21 protein-coding genes and 1 other RNA gene are annotated in these 23,714 nt (G+C 46.4%); 4 read left to right on the top strand and 18 right to left on the bottom strand.

The genetic code is table 11. The features are described from left to right. Positions 1 to 120: 120 nt before the first annotated feature. The 18 genes from H6995_05995 to H6995_05910 form a co-directional block, all read right to left on the bottom strand. Positions 121 to 210 (bottom strand): FRG domain-containing protein, encoded by a 90-nt coding sequence (locus tag H6995_05995; GenBank protein MCP5214539.1) that lies wholly within the window; start codon positions 208 to 210, stop codon positions 121 to 123. Positions 211 to 1,205: 995 nt separating this feature from the next. Beyond that, positions 1,206 to 1,355, bottom strand: coding sequence for a hypothetical protein (locus tag H6995_05990; GenBank protein ID MCP5214538.1), 150 nt, complete (start codon positions 1,353 to 1,355; stop codon positions 1,206 to 1,208). Positions 1,356 to 1,646: 291 nt separating this feature from the next. Then, complete coding sequence (locus H6995_05985) at positions 1,647 to 2,360, bottom strand: NrdJb (protein ID MCP5214537.1); 714 nt, start codon at positions 2,358 to 2,360, stop codon at positions 1,647 to 1,649. 100 nt (positions 2,361 to 2,460) lie between these two features. Beyond that, on the bottom strand, positions 2,461 to 4,611 hold the full coding sequence (locus H6995_05980; protein ID MCP5214536.1) for an adenosylcobalamin-dependent ribonucleoside-diphosphate reductase: 2,151 nt from the start codon (positions 4,609 to 4,611) through the stop codon (positions 2,461 to 2,463). Positions 4,612 to 5,088: 477 nt separating this feature from the next. Beyond that, positions 5,089 to 7,014 carry a molecular chaperone HtpG gene (gene htpG, locus H6995_05975; protein MCP5214535.1) on the bottom strand — a complete coding sequence of 642 codons (1,926 nt, stop codon included), beginning with the start codon at positions 7,012 to 7,014 and terminating at the stop codon, positions 5,089 to 5,091. 138 nt (positions 7,015 to 7,152) lie between these two features. Beyond that, positions 7,153 to 7,854: a DUF599 domain-containing protein gene (locus H6995_05970; protein MCP5214534.1), complete on the bottom strand. Its 702-nt coding sequence runs from the start codon at positions 7,852 to 7,854 to the stop codon at positions 7,153 to 7,155. Positions 7,855 to 7,991: 137 nt separating this feature from the next. Beyond that, complete coding sequence (locus H6995_05965) at positions 7,992 to 8,915, bottom strand: histone deacetylase family protein (protein MCP5214533.1); 924 nt, start codon at positions 8,913 to 8,915, stop codon at positions 7,992 to 7,994. An 8-nt stretch (positions 8,916 to 8,923) separates the two neighbouring features. Continuing rightward, complete coding sequence (locus H6995_05960) at positions 8,924 to 9,373, bottom strand: YcgN family cysteine cluster protein (GenBank protein ID MCP5214532.1); 450 nt, start codon at positions 9,371 to 9,373, stop codon at positions 8,924 to 8,926. Positions 9,374 to 9,380: 7 nt separating this feature from the next. Continuing rightward, a complete protein-coding gene (locus H6995_05955) occupies positions 9,381 to 9,665 on the bottom strand; it encodes a YcgL domain-containing protein (GenBank protein MCP5214531.1) in 285 nt (94 codons plus the stop codon). Continuing rightward, entirely contained in the window at positions 9,662 to 10,813 is a 1,152-nt protein-coding gene (gene rnd, locus H6995_05950; protein ID MCP5214530.1) for a ribonuclease D, read from the bottom strand. The genes H6995_05955 and rnd overlap by 4 nt, the downstream gene beginning before the upstream one ends. A gap of 26 nt (positions 10,814 to 10,839) precedes the next feature. Then, positions 10,840 to 11,439, bottom strand: coding sequence for a recombination protein RecR (gene recR, locus H6995_05945; protein ID MCP5214529.1), 600 nt, complete (start codon positions 11,437 to 11,439; stop codon positions 10,840 to 10,842). A 55-nt stretch (positions 11,440 to 11,494) separates the two neighbouring features. Then, the gene (locus tag H6995_05940) at positions 11,495 to 11,818 is read right to left on the bottom strand and encodes a YbaB/EbfC family nucleoid-associated protein (GenBank protein ID MCP5214528.1); all 324 of its coding nucleotides are present in this window, start codon (positions 11,816 to 11,818) and stop codon (positions 11,495 to 11,497) included. A 67-nt stretch (positions 11,819 to 11,885) separates the two neighbouring features. Next, positions 11,886 to 13,769, bottom strand: coding sequence for a DNA polymerase III subunit gamma/tau (gene dnaX, locus H6995_05935; protein MCP5214527.1), 1,884 nt, complete (start codon positions 13,767 to 13,769; stop codon positions 11,886 to 11,888). A gap of 186 nt (positions 13,770 to 13,955) precedes the next feature. Then, an RNA gene (gene ffs / locus H6995_05930) (signal recognition particle sRNA small type) lies at positions 13,956 to 14,052 on the bottom strand. Positions 14,053 to 14,103: 51 nt separating this feature from the next. Continuing rightward, a complete protein-coding gene (locus H6995_05925) occupies positions 14,104 to 14,940 on the bottom strand; it encodes a hypothetical protein (GenBank protein MCP5214526.1) in 837 nt (278 codons plus the stop codon). Continuing rightward, positions 14,921 to 15,616: a class I SAM-dependent methyltransferase gene (locus tag H6995_05920; GenBank protein ID MCP5214525.1), complete on the bottom strand. Its 696-nt coding sequence runs from the start codon at positions 15,614 to 15,616 to the stop codon at positions 14,921 to 14,923. Before H6995_05920 ends, H6995_05925 begins: the two co-directional genes overlap by 20 nt. A 171-nt stretch (positions 15,617 to 15,787) precedes the next feature. Continuing rightward, on the bottom strand, positions 15,788 to 16,132 hold the full coding sequence (locus H6995_05915; protein MCP5214524.1) for a carboxymuconolactone decarboxylase family protein: 345 nt from the start codon (positions 16,130 to 16,132) through the stop codon (positions 15,788 to 15,790). 18 nt (positions 16,133 to 16,150) lie between these two features. Beyond that, positions 16,151 to 16,441: a winged helix-turn-helix transcriptional regulator gene (locus tag H6995_05910; GenBank protein ID MCP5214523.1), complete on the bottom strand. Its 291-nt coding sequence runs from the start codon at positions 16,439 to 16,441 to the stop codon at positions 16,151 to 16,153. 198 nt (positions 16,442 to 16,639) lie between these two features. Here H6995_05910 and H6995_05905 point away from each other — a divergent pair, with 198 nt between their 5' ends. The 4 genes from H6995_05905 (at position 16,640) to H6995_05890 (ending at position 23,614) form a co-directional block, all read left to right on the top strand. Then, complete coding sequence (locus H6995_05905; protein MCP5214522.1) at positions 16,640 to 17,293, top strand: response regulator transcription factor; 654 nt, start codon at positions 16,640 to 16,642, stop codon at positions 17,291 to 17,293. Positions 17,294 to 17,393: 100 nt separating this feature from the next. Beyond that, entirely contained in the window at positions 17,394 to 18,434 is a 1,041-nt protein-coding gene (locus H6995_05900; GenBank protein MCP5214521.1) for a hypothetical protein, read from the top strand. Between the two features lie 56 nt (positions 18,435 to 18,490). After that, positions 18,491 to 21,169: a response regulator gene (locus H6995_05895; GenBank protein ID MCP5214520.1), complete on the top strand. Its 2,679-nt coding sequence runs from the start codon at positions 18,491 to 18,493 to the stop codon at positions 21,167 to 21,169. 309 nt (positions 21,170 to 21,478) lie between these two features. Beyond that, entirely contained in the window at positions 21,479 to 23,614 is a 2,136-nt protein-coding gene (locus tag H6995_05890; GenBank protein ID MCP5214519.1) for a TonB-dependent receptor, read from the top strand. The last annotated feature ends 100 nt before the right edge of the window (positions 23,615 to 23,714 follow it).

Raw genomic sequence — 23,714 nt, 5'->3', positions numbered from 1 at the left:
CCGAAACAGGGCAACTCTAAATTCCTCACGGTTGGCTTAGGCGATCGGCAGCTGCGCCTGTCTACCAACGACTCTCGACCACTTATGATCGTCATAAAAATGCTAACTGGGCCTCACTTTTTATTGAGCTTTTATGTACAAAAGCAAAAAGGCAGCAACAAATGGGCTTTTCGTCCAGTCCAATAACGGAGTTGGACCGATGTTGCGCAAAGTTTTAACTGATCTTCAAGTGATCGATCTTCGGTGGTGTCGAATTCGTGTTCAGAAAAAGCGTTGATGTGCTTTCTGGCTGGTACTTTTTACATCCAAATGAGTCAATGAGGTCAGCTTAGCTGTCCACAGCAAACTATTCTTAAGCGCCAATGTCTTGCCTGCCGATAGATGACTCCATCTTCTTGGCCTGATGCAGCTTTAAACTCATCCCAATCCATCTTCTGATGGAAAACTTTTGAACTAGTCGTTTCTTTTTCGGTATTGCCTCGTCTGACTGAGTTTGGCCGTTGGAATAAACAGAGTCCATTCGAGCTTTTTCAGCTTATAAAGACCTTCGCTCCACCTGAAATTTGTTTGAACTGGATAAATTGTCTGCGAATCAACTGCAAGTTTGGCGCGCTGCTCAGGTGTTAAATATTTCCATCTTCCCAAAATAACGTCGGAGGCTAAAGACGATATTTCGTTATCTGTATCCATTTCCCTGAAAGAAAAAATAGGCCATGGTCGAATCTGGAAAGGGCTCATTGACAATAACGCGCGCTCAAAACGGAAACGCGACCATCTATCAGATCGCCTCTGTCGTTAATATTCGCAATACAGTAATCTCCTGATTTGTACTACCTGTCCATTGACCGAAGATTGATTCACGTCCATTTCAGCGGTGCTCTTGATTCAAACGTATAACGCTGTGGTTTTGGGGCGGCTGGAGCAACGCGTAATTTGTCAGCCACGAAGTGGCAAACAACACCACCTTGTTATGCATTTTTTGCACCCTATCAGTTTTTCTCAAGTTTGATTAGCTCGCCTGTTTTAGTTTTAACAACAAGTTCGCCATCTTTATAGGAAGCTACAGGGATGAGCTAAACATACGGATTTTTATCTGGGATTGGGTGTAGAAGGTAGTGCTCAAATCGATTCTCTGCTTTGATGGTTAAGCATTCCTGATACCAATTTTTCACATATAAGATTTCACCAGGCTTAGCACTCAAGTGTTAGATCGTTTGAAAGAAGGTTGAAAAAATCTCTGATGAATAGCTTATTTTATTGGCAATGCAGTATGCCATTACAGCTATATCAATTAAGCCAATAGTGACTAAAACCATACCAGGTTTTCTAAATGGGTTTGTATTCTCTTCTTCCATGCTTTTATCTTTGTTCAGCTAACAGTATGTTTATGAGGCCGTCTGCCGCCTCATAATAATTATTATCGTGCCGCAAGTTAATTTTTTATTCAAACTATTAATAAACGATAACCCATTGAAAAACAGATAAAATTCTACCTTCGCTATTCCGTATTTTTATTATCGAGCCAAATTCAAATAAAAAATCACACCTTCCCCCCAAAAAAAAGCGGCTAACGCTATAATTAACCGCTAGCCGCCTTATTTTTATTACCACCCGAATTCCCTTTCGTTATTGTCATTGTTATTCGATCATCCGCACTTGGAATCCCCACAACACAGACAGGTCATGCAGCCGTCCATCAGGATTACGGCTTTGGTGTTGCATTTTACACAGAGGTTGGCGCCTGCCGGATATTGCGCGTCATCGGCATCGACTGGCTGAAACGCTTTTTGACCGGCTTCATACTGATCACGCTTTTCCTGCAATATTTGTTTCTGATGTTCGCTCATGCCTTCGTCGACGATCATGCCGATTTTCTTCAGGTGGTCTTCGATGACGTCGCCTATTTCAGCGACTAAGGAGGGAATGTAACGCCCACCTTTCTTGAAGTAGCCGCCTTTGGGGTCGAATACGCCGCGCATTTCTTCCACCAGGAAGGTGACATCCCCGCCCTTGCGGAATACGGCTGAGGTAATCCGGGTAAGTGCCAGAATCCATTGAAAGTGCTCCATGTTTTTGGAGTTGATGAATATTTCAAAGGGGCGACGTTGTTGGTGCTCGGTGCCTTCATTGAGCACGATGTCATTAATGGTGACGTACATGGCGTGTTCGGAATCCGGTGTTTTGATTTTGTAGGTGGAACCCACCAGCATTTCCGGTCGCCCGACACTTTCGTGCATATGGATGATGTTGCTTTCCGCTTTTTTGGCGATGGCTTGTTCTGCGGCTTCAGCCTGTTGCTGTTTGTCAGCTTCGCTGAGCACTTTGTAATCGACGATTTTCTTATCTATTTTAATGGCCATTGTTGGCCTCCTCATGTCTTTATCTTATTGCCTGGTTATCCAGTTCTAGTTCGGCTGAACACCCGAAGGATAGACCAGTCGAACCTACAAATTTTACCGGCTAGAACTTGCCGTAATAGCCTTCTTTAATGGCATCGAACAGGTTGGCGGCGCTGTGAATCTCGCCGTCATATTCCACTTCTTCATTGCCTTTGAGTTCCAGCACTGTACCGTCCTCCAGAGTGAACTGGTAGGTAGTTTTCTCAAGGTCTTTTTCTTTCACCAGTACGCCCTGAAAAGCTTCGGGATTAAAGCGGAAGGTGGTGCAGCCTTTCAAACCTTGGTCGTAGGCGTACATATAGATGTCTTTAAATTCCTCGTAGGGGAAATCGGTCGGTACATTGGCAGTTTTCGAAATGGATGAGTCGATCCACTTTTGCGCGGCAGCCTGAATATCCACATGCTGTTTTGGCGTAACATCCTCGGCGGTGATGAAGTACCCCGGCAGTTGTTCCCCTTCAACGTCGGAATACGGCATGGCTTTAGTGTTGATCAGTTGCCGGTAGGCCAACAGTTCGAAGGAAAAGACATCAATCTTTTCTTTGGTTTTGCGTCCTTCGCGGATCACGTTACGCGAGTAATGGTGCGCAAAGCTCGGCTCGATGCCGTTACTGGCGTTATTCGCCAAAGACAATGAGATAGTACCGGTTGGAGCGATTGAGCTGTGATGGGTAAAGCGCACCCCGTGTTCGGCAATTTGTTCAACCAGTTCCGGGTCTTCCTTGGCCACCTGCTGCATATAACGGCTGTATTTAGCGTGCAATACTTTACCGGGCACCAGATCACCAACCTGATAACCGTCGCGGCGCATTTCCGGGCGCTTCACCAGCATTTCTTCGGTGACCTCAAAACGTTCTTCCATAATCGGCGCTGCGCCCTTTTCCTTGCCCAGTTCCAGGCCGGTATACCAACCCACCATGGCCATTTCTTTCGTGACTTCCTCAGTAAAATCGAGGGAGGATTCATCACCATAACGCATACCCAACATAGTGATGGTGGAACCTAGCCCCAGATAGCCCATGCCATGACGACGCTTATTCATAATTTCATGGCGCTGCTGTTCTAACGGTAAGCCGTTGATTTCGACGACGTTGTCCAACATGCGAGTAAACACGGACACGACCTTGCGGTATTCATCCCAGTCGAAACGCGCCTTCGCGGTGAAGGGATCGCGTACAAAGCGGGTAAGATTCACGGAACCGAGCAAACAGCTGCCGTACTCTGGCAGGGGTTGTTCGCCGCAGGGGTTGGTAGCTCGGATATTTTCGCAGAACCAGTTATTGTTCATCTCATTGACCTTGTCGATGAGAATAAAACCGGGCTCGGCAAAATCGTAGGTGGAAGACATTATGGCGTTCCAGACACGTTCGGCTTTGACGGTTTTATAAATCAGGCAGGCTACTTTGCCGCTGGCATTATGGACATAGCCTTCTTTAATCGGCTCTTCGCGCCAGATCACTTTACTCGCGTCATTCAGGTCAATCTCGTCTTCTTCCACTTCGCGTGCGGTTAAGGGAAAGGCTAAGGGCCAGTCAGCCTTATCTTTAACCGCCTGGATAAATTCTTCGGTAATCAACAGGGATAAATTAAACTGGCGCAGACGCCCGTCTTCGCGCTTGGCGCGGACAAAATCCAAGACGTCCGGGTGGCCAACATCGAAGGTGGCCATTTGTGCACCACGGCGTCCGCCCGCCGAAGATACGGTAAAACACATTTTGTCGTAGATATCCATAAAGGATAAGGGGCCGGAGGTGTAAGCACCCGCACCAGTGACATAAGCCCCGCGCGGACGCAAGGTGGAAAATTCGTAACCAATACCACAACCGGCTTTTAACGTGAGGCCCGCTTCCACGTTCTTTGCCAGAATATCTGCCATCGAATCTTTAATCGCACCGGAAACCGTGCAGTTAATAGTTGAGGTGGCAGGCTTGTGCGCGCCTGCACCGGCATTGGAAATAATACGCCCGGCGGGAATCACGCCTTGGCGCAACGCCCATAAAAATTCCTTGTACCAAAAGTCACGCTTTTCATCAGATGTTTCTACATCCGCTAAAGCCCTCGCTACACGCTGAAAGGTTGCTTCAATATCGGCGTCAACAGGATCGCCATTTTTTGCTTTTAATCGGTATTTTTTGTCCCAGATATCAAGGGATGCGTCCTGGAGTGTAATTTCGGCAACGCTGCGAGTCACAGCTTTTAAAGAAACATTCATGCGGAACCTCAGAAAGGAATATTGTTATTTTAATCACCCAGCGGCCATGTTGTGACTGAAGACTAAAAACACTAGATGTTGTGTTGAGGTGAACGATCTTATCAAAATATGGTGCGAGCGCAACCCTAGAATAGGTGCTTTTTATAAAGATTTTTATATACAGACGATTTCAATATAGCCAAATTATCTAAAGCATATTGGCATGTAATTGAGCTATTTCCGCTAACATTTTGTTTTACCAAAACAAATAAGGCGGCCTTAATAAGCCGCCTTAGATTTGTAACAAATTGTTGATATTTTACTTGACCTAGACCCGCTGATCGAGGGTGTTAATTACTGGAGACCTTTGCATAATTGCTACGCTCGGCAATACGGCGTTAAAAGTCAGCTCAAAATACTCATTTATAGCTATAAACTCCGCTTTTTCGCCGGTTTTTGCCTTGTCTTGCCTTCGCTCGCGACATTATGAAAAGGTCTCTACTGACTTAAATCCAATAATAATTTATTGAGCCGTTTCACGTAAGCGGCCGGATCGGTCAAATGACCACCTTCCGCCAATAGCGCCTGCTCAAAAATGATGGCCGCCAGATCGTTAAATCGATCATCCTTATCCTCACCTTTGAGCTTCGCTACCAAAGGGTGCTCCGGATTGAGTTCCAGAATGGGTTTACTCTCCGGTAATTTTTGCCCAGCGGCTTCCATGATACGCCGCATCTGTGCGCCCATATCATGATCACCCACCACCAAACAGGCAGGCGATTCAGTCAGTCGATGGGTAATGCGCACATCTTCCACCTGTTCTTGCAGCGAGGTCTTCACGCGCTCGACCAGATCTTTGAATTGCTCCGCTGTCTCTTCCTGCTTTTTCTTTTCCGCTTCGTCTTCGACCTTGCCCAAATCCAGCTCGCCCTTAGCAACATCCTGGAAGTGCTTGCCATCGAATTCCATCAGGTGGCTCATCAACCAATCATCGATACGGTCGGACAGTAGCAATACTTCTACACCTTTCTTGCGGAAGACTTCGATATGTGGGCTATTTTTAGCGGTGTTAAAGGAATCGGCGACGACATAGTAGATTTTGTCCTGGCCTTCTTTCATGCGGCTAATATAGTCTTCCAACGAATGGGTTTGCTCAGCCTTATCGTCATGAGTGGTGGCGAAACGCAACAGTTTAGCAATCTGTTCTTTATTGGCAAAATCCTCTGCCGGGCCTTCTTTAATGACTGAGCCAAATTCTTTCCAGAAGATGGCGTAATCCTCCTTCTTGTTCTTAGCCATTTTACCGAGCATATCCAGCACGCGCTTAGTTAAGGCACTGCGCATCTTGTCGATTTGTGGGTCTTTTTGCAGTATTTCGCGAGAAACATTAAGCGACAGGTCATTGGAATCGACAATACCCTTCACGAAACGCAGATAAAGCGGCAGGAATTGCTCGGCATCATCCATAATAAAGACGCGCTGTACGTAGAGTTTTAAACCGCGCGGCGCTTCGCGGTTCCACATATCGAAGGGCGCACGTTTGGGAAGATAGAGTAAGCTGGTGTATTCAAGCTTACCTTCAACTTTATTGTGACTCCAACTCAGCGGGTCTTCAAAATCATGTGAGACGTGCTTGTAGAACTCTTTGTATTCTTCATCTTTGAGTTCATTACGCGGACACATCCATAGCGCAGTGGCAGCGTTAACCGATTCAAACTCTGGTACTTTTTCCTCGGTTTCCTTGTTTTCTTCGTCCTCTGCCGCAGGCGGGTAGTTTTCCTTGAGCATTTCCACTGGCACGGAAATATGGTCTGAATACTTTCTCACTAAGGCGCGTAAACGATAGCCTTCGGCAAATTCTTCCTCGCCCTTTTTCAAATGCAAGGTAATACGGGTGCCGCGATCAGCCTTTTCAATATTCTCCAGGTCAAACTCCCCTTCCCCAGCAGATTCCCAGCGGACAGCTTCGGTGGCGGGACTACCGGCACGCAAAGTTTCAACAGTGACCTTGTCGGCCACAATAAAAGAGGAATAAAAACCGACACCAAACTGACCAATTAACTGCGAATCTTTTTTCTGGTCGCCAGTCAGGTGTTGTAAAAATTCAGAAGTGCCGGATTTGGCAATAGTGCCCAGGTTGGCAATGACTTCATCGCGTGACATACCAATGCCGTTATCGCTGATAGTCAGCGTGCCAGCATCCTTGTCAAATTCAACACGTACTTTAAGGCTGGTATCTGAACCATAGAGATCCGCATTAGCCAGCGCTTCAAAGCGTAATTTATCGATCGCATCCGACGCATTGGAAATTAATTCGCGCAGAAATATCTCCTTATTACTATATAAGGAGTGGATCATCAGGTGCAGTAACTGCTTGACTTCCGTTTGGAATCCCAGGGTTTCTTTCTGCGTTTCAACTGCCATTTTCATTTGTCTCCTGTTTCATTATTTGTGCATAGGTACAAGCTGCAACTTCCCGCTACGGATCCGTTGCAAAGAATAAACTCTGGGCTAGAAAATGGGGGCTAAACTGACTTTTTCAAGACTCAGCAACGACAGCTTTTAACCATGAGAGCGTCCCGCCATCAGCGTGCGTAAGGTTTTCGACTGGAATTCGCGTCGGTAGAGAACACCCACGACCCAGGCAGTGGCGACAACAAAGGCTAGCGGGTGGATAAACCAGACCAACAACGCGAGACTGAAATAATAAGCGCGCAACCCTAGATTGAAAGAATATACAGCCAAACCCACGATACGGGAAAGCGTCTCGATGTGTACGGCCCGTTGTTCCGGGGTTACCGTCGGGTCATTATAAAGCGGCGCATTGCCTATTAACACAGAAGCAAAGCCATACTGACGCATACACCAAGTAAAGGTAAAAAAAGCATAAACAAAAATGAATGACAGCACCAGCAACTTGAGTTCCCAACCCTGACGCGTAATATCGGTGACAAAGGGGAGATCGGCAATCAGATTAATCGCGCGGTCAGTTGAACCAAGCACTGTCAGCAAACCGGCAATAATCAATAAACAGCTGGAGGCGAGAAAACTGGCATTGCGCTCCATATTCGCGATAACAGTGGTATCAACGATGCGGACGTCGCGCTTATGTAACACGGCAATCCATTCTTCAATATAACGTTGCAGCATATTTTGCAGACGATCAACTTTTTTGGCCCGAAAGCGGGAAAAGTAGTTATAGCCAATCCAGCAGAGAAAAAACCAGAGTAACGACAACAAGTCCATACTGCTGAGTTCAGTCATAAGCGACAATATCCTGTATTTAATGAGTAAGATTGCGCCATCAATGGCGCTTCTTTAAGCAAGTTCAACGGCCGAATTCCTTCTCCTGAGGGAGAAGGATAGGATGAGGGGATGACTCAAACTCCCTTCACCCCGCGTTACGCTTTAACCAATTCCGCCACATGCACATGCACACTGCGCGCTAAAGCCTGCAGGTTATAGCCACCTTCTAGTATCGACACTAGTTTGCCACCGGCATACTGTTGCGCCGCTTTGACAATAAGTTGGGTCACCCAGGCATAATCTTCTTCCAGCAGATTCAAACCGCCCAACGGATCATCACGGTGCGCATCAAATCCCGCTGAGACAAAAATCATTTCAGGCTGATGTCGTGCCAGTGCTGGCAGCCAATCGCGCTCGATTGCCTGCCGAAATTGCTCGCCGTCAGTACCGGCAGCCAGTGGTGTGTTAACTATATTAGGCCGTTGCAGATCCGCATAACGTCCGGGATAAAACGGGTGCTGAAAGCTGGAACAAACCATGACTGAAGGATCATCCTTAAAAATATCCACCGTGCCATTCCCGTGGTGGACATCGAAATCTAATACCGCAATGTGCCTCAACCCCCACTGTACCTGAGCATGTTTAACGCCTACCGCGACATTGTTAAACAAGCAAAAGCCCATGCTGGTGGTATATTCCGCATGATGGCCGGGCGGCCTAACAGCGCAAAATGCATTATCAAAGTGCTTTTCACAGACGCCATTCACGGCCTGAACAATTGCCCCGGCGGCAAGTTCGGCAGCCCGAATGCTGTGCGAGCATACGGAGGTGTCCGAGTCAATCGACGCCAATCCCTGCGCCGGTGCCGAGGCCCGAATACGCGCCACATGAGCGGCAGAATGGGCACGCTCGAGCTGTGCGGTGGTGGCCAGTTGCGCCTTAATCGATATCAGCTGCTGCAGCAGTCCGCTCGCTTCCATATGGGCCTGAATGGCCTCTAATCTGGCTGGGCTTTCAGGGTGATAACTGCCCATATCATGTAAGCAACAATCCTGATGGCTGATGTAAGCGGTAGTCATAGGCAGCCCTAGCCTATCTGAACCCAATCAATTAAATGATCTTCCCACTGTTCGCTAGGCACAGTCGTTTCGGTAACACATTTTCCTTTAATGGAAATACCGGCGTCAACGACTGAGGCGGCGGAACCTGAAATCAGCGGATGCCAATCGTACAACCTTTTTCCCTCGGCCACTAAGCGATAGGCGCAGGTATCCGGCAACCATTGCAGTGCGTCCAAATTATCCACCCCCAGAGAAATACAATTAGATACCTGGCGGGTGCGTTGCGCATAGTCTTTACAGCGGCAGCTGGTCAAATCCAGGTTACGGCAGGCCAAATCGGTGTAATAAACCTCGCCAGTATCTTCGTCTTCCAGTTTTTGCAGGCAGCAGCGCGCACAGCCGTCACAGAGAGATTCCCATTCTGGGCCAGTCATTTGCCCTAGCGATTTAGTTTCCCAAAAACGTGGCTCAGGCATAAGTGTGTCAGCTCAGGGAGTGTCCGGGCGCATCGAATTTACTCGCGCTATCTTGTTTGCCAGGCGGCATCTGTAGAAAAAAACCTTTATCTGCGATGCTGCGTATTACCTCATCCCGATCAACCCTCGCAAGTTTCTGAGTTGGACTCAATGCTAAAGTCATCACCAAGTGAGGTTCACCAAAAGCTTTTAACAGGGTTTCAGGTACCTTAGCCACACCCACTTCTTTGTCTACATAAAGGTACATACCTTCCTTACGCGGACTTCTGTAGATTGAACATATCAGCGTCATGAACCTTGCTCGGAAAAACTAGCCATCAATTTCATTAAGTCTGTCTCTATTTGCATACGTTTCCAGGGAGTTAACCCCGCCGGTAATTCAGGTTTCCCCGTCGCTAAATAATTCAGTAAACAGGTGACCATAAGTTTGCGGCTCATCATCAGTTCCGGCGGCACATTAAGTAATTTAGCTTTGGCAGCGATCAGCCCTTGCATTTGCTTTAACTGCAACTTTGCCTCGCGCGACAAGCTCGTATCTAGGGTTTCTAACGAACCACCTCTTGCGACGGCCACTGCGATTATATCAAGTATTTGCTGGCCATCTTTACGTAATACGCGAGGGTGGATTTGCTCCACTTCCGCTAATGCTGGCATCGAGTCGGGCTGCCTTCGCGCCAACTCCACCATCACCAAATCCTTAAGCAAAAAACCCCGAGGTATATTTCGCTGCTCCACTTCCTGCTCGCGCCAGGTTGCCAGAGCTTGTAATATTTGCAGCTGTTCGCCGGTCAAGGTGCCCGCCCCCTTGATGCGCCGATACTGTTGCTCTGGCGGTGTTTGTTGCCGCTGCTTCGCCAACAAATTCTGGCAGTCCTGCTCAACCCAAGTTAAGCGATCCAGTTGCTTAAGACTCACTAATTGCTGTTGATAAATATCCGCCAGATAAACCACATCGAGTACCGCATAGTCCTTTTGTGACTCACTTAAAGGTCTCTGTAGCCAGTCGGAACGCTGTTCACCTTTGGGTAAGCTGACTTGGTAGATTTCTTCAACCAGGGTTTTATAACCAGCGGACAAACCATGACCGAGCACGGCGGCGGCAATTTGTGTATCAAACAAAGGCTCCGGCATCATCCCCAAATAACGCTGAAACACTTCCAAATCTTCCGAACAGGCATGCATCACCTTTACCACCTGAGGGTGAGATAGAAGGTCTTTAAGCGGCTGCGTTTGCTTGATGGCAAGTGGATCAATAAGGAAAAACTCCTCGCCTAAAGCCAGCTGAATCAAACCGATAATGGGGTAATAGGTATTGGTTCTGACGAACTCGGTATCGATGGCGACCCAATCTGCCGTTAGGCATCGTTTAACTAATTTGGCTAACTGGTCGTCACTGTCAACCCATTGGTAATTTATGGGATCGGGCGTAAATTGATTCAAACAGTCCTCTTCTCGTCAGGAGCTCATTAAAAAATTGACCGCCTGCCTTGAAATGCGTGGGCCAGAGTGCCACCGTCCACATACTCCAGTTCCCCCCCAAGAGGGACGCCATGGGCAATGCGGCTAATGGTAATATTGCTGGGTTTTAGTTGTTCGGCGATATAGTGTGACGTCGCCTCTCCTTCAACAGTGGAATTGGTCGCCATGATCACTTCCTCCACCGCCGAGCGGTTTACCAGAGCAACCAGTTGGTCAACGCCTATTTCCTCCGGCCCGACGCCGTCGATCGGGGATAAATGACCTTTGAGTACAAAATATCGTCCTCGATATAGACCGGTCTGTTCAATCGCCAGTACATCCGCTGGCGATTCCACCACACAGAGCAAGGTCACATCACGTTTCGGACTGGCGCAAATTTTACAGGTATCGACTTCGCACAGAATGCGGCATTGCTGGCAATGTTTAACCTCACGAATAGCCTGTGCCAAAGTTTCCGCAATTTTAGCGCCACCCTCACGATTGCTTTCCAGCAGATGCAGAGCCATACGCTGCGCAGACTTTGGACCAACACCCGGCAAACACCTCAGGGCGTCGATGAGCTGATCGATAAGGGGGCTAAATGACATAATAGGACAACTGAATCATCAATAAAAAATAATAAATAATTTAAAAAACAATCTGTTAAAACGGTATTTTAAAGCCACCCGGCAAGTCAATTCCTGCTGTCATACTAGCGAGTTGTTCTTGGTTTTTCTGCTCCACCCGGCGTACCGCGTCATTAACTGCGGCGGCTAGCAAATCTTCCAGCATTTCCTTATCCTCGCCCATCAGGCTCGGATCAATTTCCACTCGTTTTACATCATGACGGCCGTTCATACAGACCTTGACCAGGCCCGCACCGGCTTCACCGATCACCTCTGCCCGTGCTAAATCTTCCTGCGCCTTCTGCATTTTTTCCTGCATCTGTTGCGCTTGCTTCATCAGTTCACCCAAATCTGCTTTCATCTTTAATCACCTCTGTTTACGTTCGCCTTGAGAACATCTCTTCCATGCTAAAACATTCCCACTGCTATTAATCTTTTGGCTCAATCGAATCAATATCCAATACAGCTTCAAACTGCTGAACCATTGCCTGAACTATCGGGTCCTGTTCTAGAGCGTCCCGCGCCAGCTGCAAGCGTTCCTTTTGTTGGCGTTGCTGAAATCCGATCGGTGTTTCCAACACCGAAGTCCCAGCCGTGATTTTCGCCAGAACGGGTTGCTCAAAATACTCTGTTAATGCTTGATTGATTCGCTGTTGATGTGCATCGTTCAGCAAATCAAAATACTGTGGATCTATGCTAAGTTGGATTGCCGATGCTTGCTGCCCCAGATAAATGCATTGCAGCAGAATGTTTTTACTCATCCCTCTGAGAGGCAGTTGTAGCGCCTGTTTAACCCAAAGTTCATTATTTGTCATCTGCGCAAGTTTTAGCTTGCTCGGCGATTTAAGCTCAGATATTGCATTATCTGTTGCGGTTGATGCCGAGCCCTTCAAATCACTAGCAACTGGTTTTGGCTCAACACGGGGCTCGGCTACCATGGGCTCAGGTTCAGCGCGATTATTAATCACCAAATCTAGTTTTGGACGTTCGCTGGTTTCAGTTTGAACAGGTTGTCGACTTTGCCGTTGCGCTGTCGCGCCCGACGAACTGGTTATGCCAAGCACTTCTTCCTGAATTTTTCGCAATGGGGAATTGTGGCGACTATATCCCGAGTTAGAAGATACTGTGCTGGAAGAATTATTAGTCGTTAGTTTTTTTTTTGATTCGGGGGCGGCGTTGAGGTCTGAATCACTTGGTTGTGTGCCCCCCTTTGCTCCCGGCGATTGGCTATCCGGACGAAATGCAAGCATACGTAAAAGCACCATTTCCAATCCGGCCCGCAGATCAGAATTCAATGGTAAATCTCTACGCCCAATCAACGCAATTTGATAATAAAGCTGTAAGTCTTCCGCGGTAATCTGTGCTGCCAACGCTTGAATTTTCTCTAGATCACCGAAACTATTGTCAGTCAGCTCTGGCACCGCTTGCGCCACCGCAATTCGGTGTAATATAGCAATGAGCTCATCCAGTACTGCGCGATAGTCTGGCGAGTACTGCGCCAACTCAGCGACCTGAGTAAGCAACTGAGCAGCATTGCCTGCGATCAATGCTTCGAGCAAATAAAATACCCGACCACGATCTATGCTGCCAAGCATCGCGCCGACATCCGCTTCACGCACCTTGTTTTCGCCATAGGCGATGGCCTGATCCGTCAGACTCAAGGCATCGCGCATACTACCATCAGCGGCACGACCCAGGAGCCAAAGCGCTGGGTCATCAAACGCAATGTGCTCTTCGGTTAAAACATGCTTGAGATGACCGACAATAGCGTCTGGCGGCAAATTTTTAAGATTAAACTGTAGGCAACGGGATAGAATCGTGACTGGTAATTTTTGGGGGTCCGTTGTTGCCAATAGAAATTTAATATGTGGCGGCGGTTCTTCCAACGTCTTCAAAAGTGCGTTGAAGCTATGAGTTGAAAGCATGTGGACTTCGTCGATCAGGTAAATCTTAAAGCGACAGCGGGTGGGCGCATACTGGACGTTATCCAACAGTTCCCGCGTATCCTCGACTTTGGTTCGTGAAGCCGCATCCACTTCGATCAAGTCAACACAGCGGCCCTCATTAATTTCAGTACAGGAAGAACATTGGTTGCAGGGTGTAGAACTGACGCCGGCCTCGCAATTTAAGCACTTGGCCAAAATACGTGCAATGGTCGTTTTACCGACTCCTCGCGTACCGGTGAACAAATAAGCATGGTGCAACCGATCCTGGTCAAGCGCATTAACTAACGCCCTCAGTACATGCTCCTGCCCCACCATTTGCTGAAAAGTGCGGGGACGCCATTTACGCGCGAGTACCTGATGCTGCATATTAATTCGTATTAAACCCGGGTTTCATAAAGGGCATCTCTAAAGTATTTGGTGAAACCCTTATGCTATCTGTTCGGGACAAAGTTCACCAGTCAAAACTTGCTTCTTTCCTCCTGCACCAAAATTACCGGACAGAAAATAAAGCCTTAAGCCAACAGACAAATGAACCCTGAGAATGGAGGCAACTCCCGCCAGCTACACCCCGGCACATGAATTCTTTGCTGCCGTTGCTCCCTTCCGGGCCTGGCGGGGTTCACAAAGTTTCATTGCGGGGGAACCAACGAGAGTTACCATAAAAACGCGGCGTGCATTGTCGCCGATTGCGCGCGGCTATTCAAGCAACCTCTTTGGCTTTTTGTTGTTGCTTTGCCTGCTTGGCGAGAATAGCTTGATTTAAGCGTTGTCGCCAGCCCGTCAAATCAGAATCCGCAAAGTAATAGGCCAGTAATTTTTCAGAGGCGCCAGGGTCAAGCCCGGGCATGTGACGCAGTAACTGACTCAAATCCTTTTCTATCGCGAGCCTTTTAGACCAGATTTTTTTTGCTTTTTCAAGATCCAGGAGCTTGATATCGAAGACGGGGGCATCTTGCTGAGCCTGTAATTCTTTAACAAAGAGGTGTTTGCCGTACAAGCAACCATGCTTAATTCTGTTATTGTGCATAGGTTTAATTGCTTTCACCAAGGCACTGAGCACAGCATTCACAGAATCCTGGTTACTTATTTTTTCGGGCTGACTAAACCATTCCTCCAGGGAGACATAATCATCTAGCCCTTTAGATATTAATATCGCTTGGCGTTTACCTGCTCCCAGCGCTTCACCATAATAGAGCACTTCAATCACAGGAACACCCATAGACTCAAGCATTTGGAGATTCCGAAATTCGCGATAAAAGGTCGGCTCACCTCTGAACGGGTGACGATAGGTTCTAGTATTATGGTTTTCCTGACGTTTGATAAATACACGCTGACTTGAGTCATCCGGTAATTTAAGTTGCCAGGTAACAACGCCACTGACACCATCGCGCCTTTCATTAGGGTCTTCAAACCAGGGTGCTTGCAGAGCCCAAATACGATCAAACTGACCTAGGTCGTTATCTTCTAATATTTTTTTAGCCTTCTTCGAGGTAAAGAGGTGGCGCACCACCTTAGGCTCATTGTTTCTTGAGAACATAAATTCGCCACATGGAGAAATATCTAAAAAAATCAAAATATCCCTTCACTTGAAAACCTGCCTGACCAAATTCGTACTCTATTTGTCGTCTTGGCATCACAAATCGATTTTGAAGCTTGGTTCTTATGCCTGACGTCCTGCGCTTTTGCTCAAGCTTTAAGCGTCTCCTTGCCTGTTTGTTGCCATCAACCCAAAGCGAAATACAGACCGTATCAGCGGTGACACGATGAAATTCTTTAAGCATCGCCGCACGATGTTCCGCTGAGCCTATATGATGTAGCAATCGCATACAAAAAATGCAGTCTACGGCTTCATCGGGTAAGTCGATGTCAAAAGCGGAAGTCTGAAATGATTTAATTCGCTCCACGACTTCCGGTGCTCGCACCTGTCGTGCGACTTCTAGCATATGCTCACTGTTATCGGCTGCCAATATTGCTCTATTTTTCTGCTCCGCCAGCAACGGCCAAAACCTACCGGTACCGCAGGGAAGGTCTAATACTTTTTTTGGATTTCCCGCAAGCTTTAAACTACTTCTGGCAATGCGCTGCTCCCGCCAATCGGAGAACTTACGCGCTGGAGTTGCTTCGTGCTTTTCGGCATATTGTTGCGAATGCTCAAGCGTATATTTTTTGGAAAATTCTAGCTCTGGGGTTTGGGGGGCTTCAGGCTCAGTCATTTATCATATTCCAATAAGAGATAGGCATTGACGCACCACAAGTTTAAAACAATGATCTAGAATCATCATCATAAAGCCGGTGTAAGTCGAACAAACTTGACAATAGGACACCGCTACAACCTAATGAGTTTCCAATTAATTCCCAATATTCTCTGTTCAGAGATTTCATCATTAGGCATTTTTAAACTGTTCGTAAGCTTCCAATGCTTCTGCGGCATACATAAGTGAAGGCCCGCCACCCATATAAACAGCCATACCCAAAGTTTCCAAAAACTCCTCTCTGGTTACGCCCTGCTTAACTAGTGTCTTGGTATGGAAGCCTATACAGCCATCGCAGCGTGCGGCGACACCCAACGCCAACGCGATCAGCTCTTTGGTTTTTGTCGTGAGGGCTCCCTCTGCGGTAGCACCTTTGGCCAGCTCGGTAAAACCCTGCATCACAGCCGGAATTTCTTTATGTAATTTTCCAAGCGTGGCGGCAATCTCGGCGGTAATGGCTGGGTAATTTTTACTCATTTACTTCTCCTGGTAGCTCTATTCTTGACAAAATAATTGGTGCAAAACTTCTAAGACACGTTCCGCACGATCATTCGCTAACGAGTAATAAACGGTTTGTGCTTCTTTGCGTGTTTTCACAAGACCATCTTTTCTTAATACGGCAAGATGCTGAGAAAAGGCAGATTGGCTTAAGGCAACTTTTTCATTTAGCGCTCCGACAGAAAGTTCGCCCTCAACTAACTGGCATAAGATAAGAAGTCGACTAGGGTTAGAGAGGGCCTTCATTAAACGCGCCGCTACAGTCGCATTTTGTCTGAGTAGGTCCATAGGTGGGATATTTTTCATACGGGCTAATTTAGCATTAACTAATATAATGTCAACCGAAATATGCCTTATGTATCGTTCTGTACCACTAAATACTCCTATGTATTAATACATAAAGGTTAGTTAAAATCGGTTCGAGATAGCGTAAAATTAGTTGTAATTGAAAACCAAACAGCCATTTGAAACTTAGGCCGCCACTCAATGAATATTCTTATAGCCGATGATCACACTTTTATTCGATCCGGTTTACAGGACAACCTGAAGCAGATCATGCCGCAAGCGGTTATATTTAATGCCGACAGCGCTACTCAGGCATTACAGCTGGCGGCACAAAACATTGATTTCAGGCTGGCCATTGTTGACCTCTTTATGCCCGACATGGACGGCTTTGCCTTTCTGCGCAAACTTTGCACTAACCATCCGGAACTCCCTATCATCGTTATTTCGGCTACGGACAACCCAGCCCATGTGCGCAAAGTGCTGGAGCTAGGAGCTATGGGCTTCATCCCAAAGTCCAGTTCGACACAACAATTTAATAATGTGGTTAATATTGTTTTATCTGGCGGCACACATATTCCGGCTAGTTTTGCTGATAGCCTCCGTTTGCACGATGCGGAAGTGTCGATAGCAGATAATGCAGACACCGAGGAAGCTCTATTAAAACGACAGCTAACGGTCAGGCAAAAGGAAATTTTAGCTAAGCTGGGCGAAGGCAAGTCCAATAAACAAATAGCCAGAGAGCTGCTGGTTTCTGAAAACACTGTAAAAGTGCATGTCAGCAGCATATTAAAAGTACTCAAGTTGGATAATCGCACCCAAGCAGGTATCGCTGCGGAAAAATTGAATTTACTCTAGATGTAAGAAAAACGGCAAGAAGGGAATCATCTTGAAAAGCCTTACACAAGGAAAGTTTTACCTAAAATCGTATCTAATACGACCCAGGTCGTTCGATATCATGCCGACGAAGCTTGGCGTACTCAATTCGAGCAAAAAATTACGGCGGCCTTATTTAAACCTTAGCCGCTGCTTATTTGTCCTTTCCTTACTCCTCACAGGAGTCGCCGGGGCGGAATATAAGGTCAGCATAGTTCTCTCTGGCGACAATCCTGCTTACGAAAAGCTGGCGGATACTATCACTAAGTCTCTTCAGGCCAGTACGCTGATATCGATCCAGGTTTCATCCCATATCCTAACTAAACAGGGCATCATCCCCCCCGAACTCATTACAGAAGCGAATACCCTTATTACGGTTGGGACGAGCGCCACTGCATTAGCACTTGAGTCGCCATCCGAAGCAAAAATTATTTCAACTTTTATCACGCAAAATGCAGCCAGCAAGTTACTCGCACAGCACAAGAGCCACAGCAAAACTGGGCATGAGCGACTGCTCGGAGGTATCTATCTTGATCAGCCGGCACAACGTCTTCTTAGACTTGCTCGCTTAATCAATCCAAGTGTCACGCAGATAGGAATGTTAACCGGGGCATTATCTAACGCTCGCACGCCAGAGTTTCAAGAGCAAGCAAAGGAGTTTGCTATTAGCCTCAACACCGCACAACTGGACCCACAGCATAACCCGGTTAAAATATTAGAGCCCATCATGTCAAACAGCCAAGCCTATATCGTGCTGCCAGACAAAGCTGATTTTAACCGCTCCACCGCGCGCTGGATTATTTTTCTTAGCTATCGACATGGCATTCCCGTGATTGGCTATTCAAATAGATACATTGATGCCGGAGCCTTGGCATCCATTTTCAGCACGCCAGAACAGATAGGCCAGCAAACCGCAGAACTTGTTATTGATCAGCTGCGAAATCCTACCGCAATTCTGCCTTTTGAATTTCCCAAATATTATGTCGTCCGCATCAACGACAAAGTTAAACGTTCACTTGGCTTCAGCCAACTGGACGAAACCGAGATCAGCCACTCGTTAAAAGAGCTGGAAACTTCTCAGGCAAACTCATCGAGCCAGGATGGCTTTGAACTGAATGAATAGATAACCCCATGCCCATGACAAATTTAAACCAAGGCAATTGGAATATAAGACATAAGATGCTCTTACTTGCGGTTATTCCGCTTGCCCTCATTACTTGCCTGCTATCCGGCTATTTTATCCGGTCAAGCCAAGCGGAATTGCGTGACTTATTCATCCAAGAAGGCAAAGACATCAGTCGCTACCTCGCCAAGGTAACTGAGTTTTATATGTTTTCCGGTGATACGGATTCGTTGCGCGCTATTGGCGAAGTTGTTCTTACCGAAAATAACGTCAAGTCGGTAAGCTTCTTTGATCCTGACGGAAAAATATTGATCCAAATGGGTGAAGTCGATTTAAATACTCTCGCCTCTTCCGCAATGACTAAACAGCAGTCGCTTTGGTTTTTCCAACAGCCTGTTCTATATAGTGCGCTAGAAGTGGACGATTTTTCTACTGCGGACAATCGTTCGCTAAAGCCCTCTTTAGAAAAAAGAACCTTAGGCTGGGTACAGACTTCTGTCAGTGAATCGCTACTACTGGAGAAGCAGCGCCGCATTCTTTTTACTGGAATTTTTATCGCCAGTCTTGGCTTAGCCATCGCGATATTGATGGCTATTCGCTTAGGCAGAGGAATCACAACACCTCTTTCTCAGTTATCCAATACCGTTCAGCAACTTGAGTCAGGAAACCTTTCCGCCCGAGCACCAGAATTGAATGGCAAAGAATTTCGTATTCTTGCCCAGGGGCTCAATCGCATGGCCGAGCGCATTGAATATGTCAACGAAGAATTACAACAACGCATTGCTCAAGCCACCAAACAGCTTACTCAGACACTTGATGATCTCGAACAACAAAATCACGCATTGGAGCAAGCCCAAAATGATCTCATTGCGGCAGATATTGCAAAGGACGAGTTTCTTGCACGAATGAGTCATGAACTGCGAACACCTCTCACTTCCATTATGGGTTATAGCGAACTTCTGGAGGATATGGGATTAGCCGAGCAGCAACGGGAATTTAATCAAATTATTAAGCAGTCATCCGACCTACTCCTTTCTATCATCAATGATATTTTGGATTTCACCAAACTTCGAGCCAACGCAATTGAACTGGAAATGCTCCCTTTTAACCTGGAAGACTGCATGGAAGATGTGGTGGCGATGCACGCCCATCATGCCTTTGCAAAAGGTATAGAGCTCGTACTCTTTATCGAATCAGATGTGCCGAGACGGCTAATAGGAGATGCGTTGCGACTCCGTCAGATAGTGAACAACCTTATTAGCAACGCCATCAAATTTACTTCAGAGGGAGAGGTAGTCATTTTCGTTTCCATCGAATCAACTACTGAGCAAACTGCAACGATCAACCTGTTGGTAAAAGATTCAGGCATCGGCATTCGAGAAAAAGATTTGGAACATCTATTTAAGGAGTTCAGCCAAGCCGACCTTAGCATTTCACGCCGATTTGGGGGTTCTGGCCTCGGTTTAGTCATTGTTAAACGCCTGGCACAATTAATGGGTGGTGATACTCAACTAACCAGCGCCTGTGGTCAAGGCGTCGAGGCTAGCTGCCAAATAACACTAGCTATCGACCATAGCAGCGTCCCCACCAATGTCTTACCAAAAATAAATTTAGATCAACTACTCATCTATGACCAAAATGTATGGTCGCTAAGGGCGTTAAGGCACCATGCATTAAAATGGACGACAAACATCACTACTGTTACCACTCAATACGCCTTGTTTCAAAAATTACAGCAAGATGCGGGTAAATTTAATGCACTAATTATTGGCTTGAGCCAGCAGGAAATACTATCCGAACCACTGCAACAGCTGATCCGCAACATCCGAGAATACACTATGTTGCCAATTCTCCTGACAGGTGGTACCGCAATACTAACTCTTAAAGAAGACTCCATAATATGGCAACAGAACCAACCACTGGACTTTATCAGTAAGCCTTCCCGTAGCAGCCATTTTTCAGATCATTTATTAGCACTTACCGCTGTCAAGAAGGCGTTACCATTTAATGCTCCATCGGACTCAAACTATCGTTCAAAACGCTACGCCGAGCAACAGCTTAGCGGTGCTCGAATTTTGATCGCTGAGGATAATAACTTTAATCGACGCTTTATCACCAAGATTTTGAAAATGATGGGGGCCGAAGTATTTGAAGCATCAGATGGCGCACAAGCACTCCAAATTCATCAAGATAATCCTATAGATATTTTTCTACTCGATTTAAATATGCCGGAAATCGATGGCCTTGAAACCGCCACCTTGATTAGACAACACTACGGAAAAAATAAGCAACCTGCCATTATCGCGTTAACTGCCGCTATTACCAGCGAGCAGAATAGCAACGATAAACTCGGCGTTTTCAATGAGATACTGCACAAGCCTATTCGCCAGGATTGGCTGGCTACAACACTGACAAAATATTGGCACAGAGACAAGAAGTTGAGTCCACCAGTTTTAGCCCAACCGATGATCTCCGTTTCGAAAGAAGAGTTAAGAGAAGAGCTGTTTCGGCTTGCGAAGGAAATAGGTTTAGCCATTAAGCACATGAACCGAGACGGCATCAAGATGTTTACACATCAGATTTTAGGCGTGATAAACAGGGATAGTTATACTGAAATTACGGAGCTGACCAAGCAGATTGAACTACTCGCTTCTGCGTCAAGCGAAGAAATACTAAACGATCACTTTAACCGCTTGGTAGAATTGCTAGCGGCAAGCTTTAATCGCGATAGCTAACTAAAATTAACGATAACTAGCTATAATTAAAGCACGAAGAAAGGGAGGAGGTCATCCGTGACCAAAAATCATCCGTGAATCTTCCTTTGCCGCTAACCATCCTTGATTAACCCCTGCTGGCCGAATAAACCCAGCCAATTAAACTCATTTGGGCTATTATTGCGCCCTAGCCAACGGACGTAAATAACCCATAAGTATTAGTTATTTTGGGTATAGCCGATACCCCTATGATTACATGGTTTACTCAGAACAAATTTTTAAATTGCTATGCTATAATCGCCGCGCCAACAAAACGTGATGACCAACTTGATGATAAATAGCCGAAAGGAATATTGGTTTTTAACCTTCAAATTGTTAACAACCCGCAAGTCACAGACGATAGCTTTTGCCAGCATACTCATCTTTACTCTTTGCAACCTGTTTTCTAAGCCGGTGTTTGCACAGACTGGCCTAGCATCGGAGCAAATTGATCAAGCCGATTTTCTCAGCGAAGTGCCTATCGTTAGTTCAGCAACACGATTAAATCAAAAAATTACCGAGGTGCCAGCTTCAATTACTATTATTGATCGCGAAATGATTGAAGCATCCGGCGCTACTGAAATTCCACAATTATTCCGTCTCGTTCCAGGCTATATTTCCTATTACGTATTCGGTAATCAATTCGGCGTAACTAATAGAGGATTAACCATTGAGTTTCCTGGCGATCTCGAAGTCATGATAGATGGGAGATCAGTCTACGAACCCATCTTTTCCGCTGTCGAATGGAGCTCTCTGGGCATAACCGTTGAAGATATCGATTACATTGAGGTATTAAGAGGTTCAAACACCCCTGCCTATGGCTCAAATGCTTATCTAGGCGCCATCAATATCGTTACTGCCAATCCGGTTAAAGCACATGGTACCAATATCAATGTCACCCTTGGCGATCTCCATACCCGTAACACTCAGATCAGACAAAACGGTAGCCTTGGTGTTGTCAACTATAGCCTGGGTGTTTCCTATCGTTCAAATGAAGGTTTCCCTCGACTTAAAAAGCAAGCAAACCCGATACCTTTTGACCGGATTCAAGACTCTAATGAAGCTCTCCACCTAAACCTCAGGCTCATCTACACACCCACGGTATTCGATACCATAGATTTTCAGATGGGCGTGGGCAAAAGCGACCTGGATATCCCAGGTAATGACCTGACGGACGGCCCGAACGGTTTTAATGAGCGAGAGATTGAAACTAACTTCCAATTTATACAATGGCGGAAAAGTCTACAAAACACTAATGAAATTCAACTTCAGCTTTACCACAATCGCCTTGCTGTGGATGAGATTCGAGAGCTCGGCCCACTATCTGGCCTCTTGAGCGTACCTCCATCATTTATACCGCTGATTTTTGACGGCCATGCGGATGAAGATATAGTCACTGGAATTCGCGACACTGTTTCAGAGCGGTTTGATGTTGAGTTACAGCATAAACTGAACCTAACCGAGCATCAACGTTTGGTTTGGGGTGCCGGGGTCAGGTACGACAAAATTCGTAGTGAATTTCTGCTAGGTCGTAAGGATGCAGTGGACGAATTCCAGTACAGGCTCTTTGCCAACTGGGAATGGCGGCTGGGGGAAAAGTTAACCTTTAACTTTGGTGCAATGTCCGAACACAATAATATTGTTGGTAATTTTATTTCTCCGCGTGCGGCAGTTAATTACCAATTCTTACCGGGTCAGGTTATCCACTCGTCCTATACCTATGGCAATAGAACACCATCAGTTTTAGAGTCCAGCCAATTCCAAGCGACCTCCTTTGCAGATGGAACTTTGATCGATGTGGATATAAATTTTGATGACAACATCGACGAATCGAAGGTTCGAGAAGTAGAAATCGGTTATCTAGGTAACTTTCTAAACAGCAAATTAACGGTCGACCTAAGAGCTTTCAGAACGGAAACTGATCGTGTCATAGGTGAAGTCATTAATCTTTTCCCTGACCTTAGCGGCGATGTTCATACTGTCTCCAATACAATGGATTGGGTCAGCAAGGGCATTGACACACAAATCCAATTCCGCCCCAGCAACACAATCCTGCTCTCATTACAGTACGCCTACACAGACTTTCATGGCAACCGTTTCAAGCGTGTCGAACCATTGGAAATTCCGGCATTAGACCGGGAGCTGCCACGACATAATGCCAATCTGCTCGTATCCAAAACCTTCAAACATGGCTGGAATGCTAGCTTTGTGTGGTATTACGTTTCAGAGGTCGCTTGGCGCCAAGGCGATCTGATCAAGTCCCAAGACCGGCTCGACTTGAGACTGGCAAAAACCTTTAATATTGGTGCCAGGGCAGCTAAAGCAGAACTTATTGTTCACAATTTATTAAATGATTACCCGGAGTTCGAAGACTTTAACCTTTTCGAAACGCGGGTATTTTTACGTTTGAGCATTAACTTACCCTAATCAACTTGCCGTTGAGCCCCCCATGAAATCTTTCAAATACTGAATGGACTAGGCTATACTGCGCGCCAAAACTGAGGCTGCCTCAACAAAATAATTACAA

It is taken from the genome of Pseudomonadales bacterium (genome assembly GCA_024234615.1).
GTDB lineage: Bacteria > Pseudomonadota > Gammaproteobacteria > Pseudomonadales > IMCC2047 > JAJFKB01.
The sequence above is the reverse complement of the archived record's forward strand: the minus strand, read 5'-3'. Positions and strand labels throughout refer to the sequence as shown.

What these genes read in the sequence shown, in the direction of transcription:
- H6995_05895 (MCP5214520.1), top strand. Translation starts at nt 18,491, where the DNA reads ATGCTCTTACTTGCGGTTATTCCGCTTGCCCTCATTACTTGCCTGCTA.
- H6995_05890 (MCP5214519.1), top strand. Translation starts at nt 21,479, where the DNA reads ATGATAAATAGCCGAAAGGAATATTGGTTTTTAACCTTCAAATTGTTA.
- H6995_05915 (MCP5214524.1), bottom strand. Translation starts at nt 16,132, where the DNA reads ATGAGTAAAAATTACCCAGCCATTACCGCCGAGATTGCCGCCACGCTT.
- H6995_05925 (MCP5214526.1), bottom strand. Translation starts at nt 14,940, where the DNA reads ATGTTCTCAAGAAACAATGAGCCTAAGGTGGTGCGCCACCTCTTTACC.
- H6995_05940 (MCP5214528.1), bottom strand. Translation starts at nt 11,818, where the DNA reads ATGAAAGCAGATTTGGGTGAACTGATGAAGCAAGCGCAACAGATGCAG.
- H6995_05970 (MCP5214534.1), bottom strand. Translation starts at nt 7,854, where the DNA reads ATGACTGAACTCAGCAGTATGGACTTGTTGTCGTTACTCTGGTTTTTT.
- H6995_05910 (MCP5214523.1), bottom strand. Translation starts at nt 16,441, where the DNA reads ATGGACCTACTCAGACAAAATGCGACTGTAGCGGCGCGTTTAATGAAG.
- H6995_05965 (MCP5214533.1), bottom strand. Translation starts at nt 8,915, where the DNA reads ATGACTACCGCTTACATCAGCCATCAGGATTGTTGCTTACATGATATG.
- H6995_05980 (MCP5214536.1), bottom strand. Translation starts at nt 4,611, where the DNA reads ATGAATGTTTCTTTAAAAGCTGTGACTCGCAGCGTTGCCGAAATTACA.
- H6995_05955 (MCP5214531.1), bottom strand. Translation starts at nt 9,665, where the DNA reads ATGACGCTGATATGTTCAATCTACAGAAGTCCGCGTAAGGAAGGTATG.
- recR (MCP5214529.1), bottom strand. Translation starts at nt 11,439, where the DNA reads ATGTCATTTAGCCCCCTTATCGATCAGCTCATCGACGCCCTGAGGTGT.
- H6995_05920 (MCP5214525.1), bottom strand. Translation starts at nt 15,616, where the DNA reads ATGACTGAGCCTGAAGCCCCCCAAACCCCAGAGCTAGAATTTTCCAAA.
- htpG (MCP5214535.1), bottom strand. Translation starts at nt 7,014, where the DNA reads ATGGCAGTTGAAACGCAGAAAGAAACCCTGGGATTCCAAACGGAAGTC.
- H6995_05985 (MCP5214537.1), bottom strand. Translation starts at nt 2,360, where the DNA reads ATGGCCATTAAAATAGATAAGAAAATCGTCGATTACAAAGTGCTCAGC.
- H6995_05990 (MCP5214538.1), bottom strand. Translation starts at nt 1,355, where the DNA reads ATGGAAGAAGAGAATACAAACCCATTTAGAAAACCTGGTATGGTTTTA.
- dnaX (MCP5214527.1), bottom strand. Translation starts at nt 13,769, where the DNA reads ATGCAGCATCAGGTACTCGCGCGTAAATGGCGTCCCCGCACTTTTCAG.
- H6995_05905 (MCP5214522.1), top strand. Translation starts at nt 16,640, where the DNA reads ATGAATATTCTTATAGCCGATGATCACACTTTTATTCGATCCGGTTTA.
- H6995_05960 (MCP5214532.1), bottom strand. Translation starts at nt 9,373, where the DNA reads ATGCCTGAGCCACGTTTTTGGGAAACTAAATCGCTAGGGCAAATGACT.
- H6995_05900 (MCP5214521.1), top strand. Translation starts at nt 17,394, where the DNA reads ATGCCGACGAAGCTTGGCGTACTCAATTCGAGCAAAAAATTACGGCGG.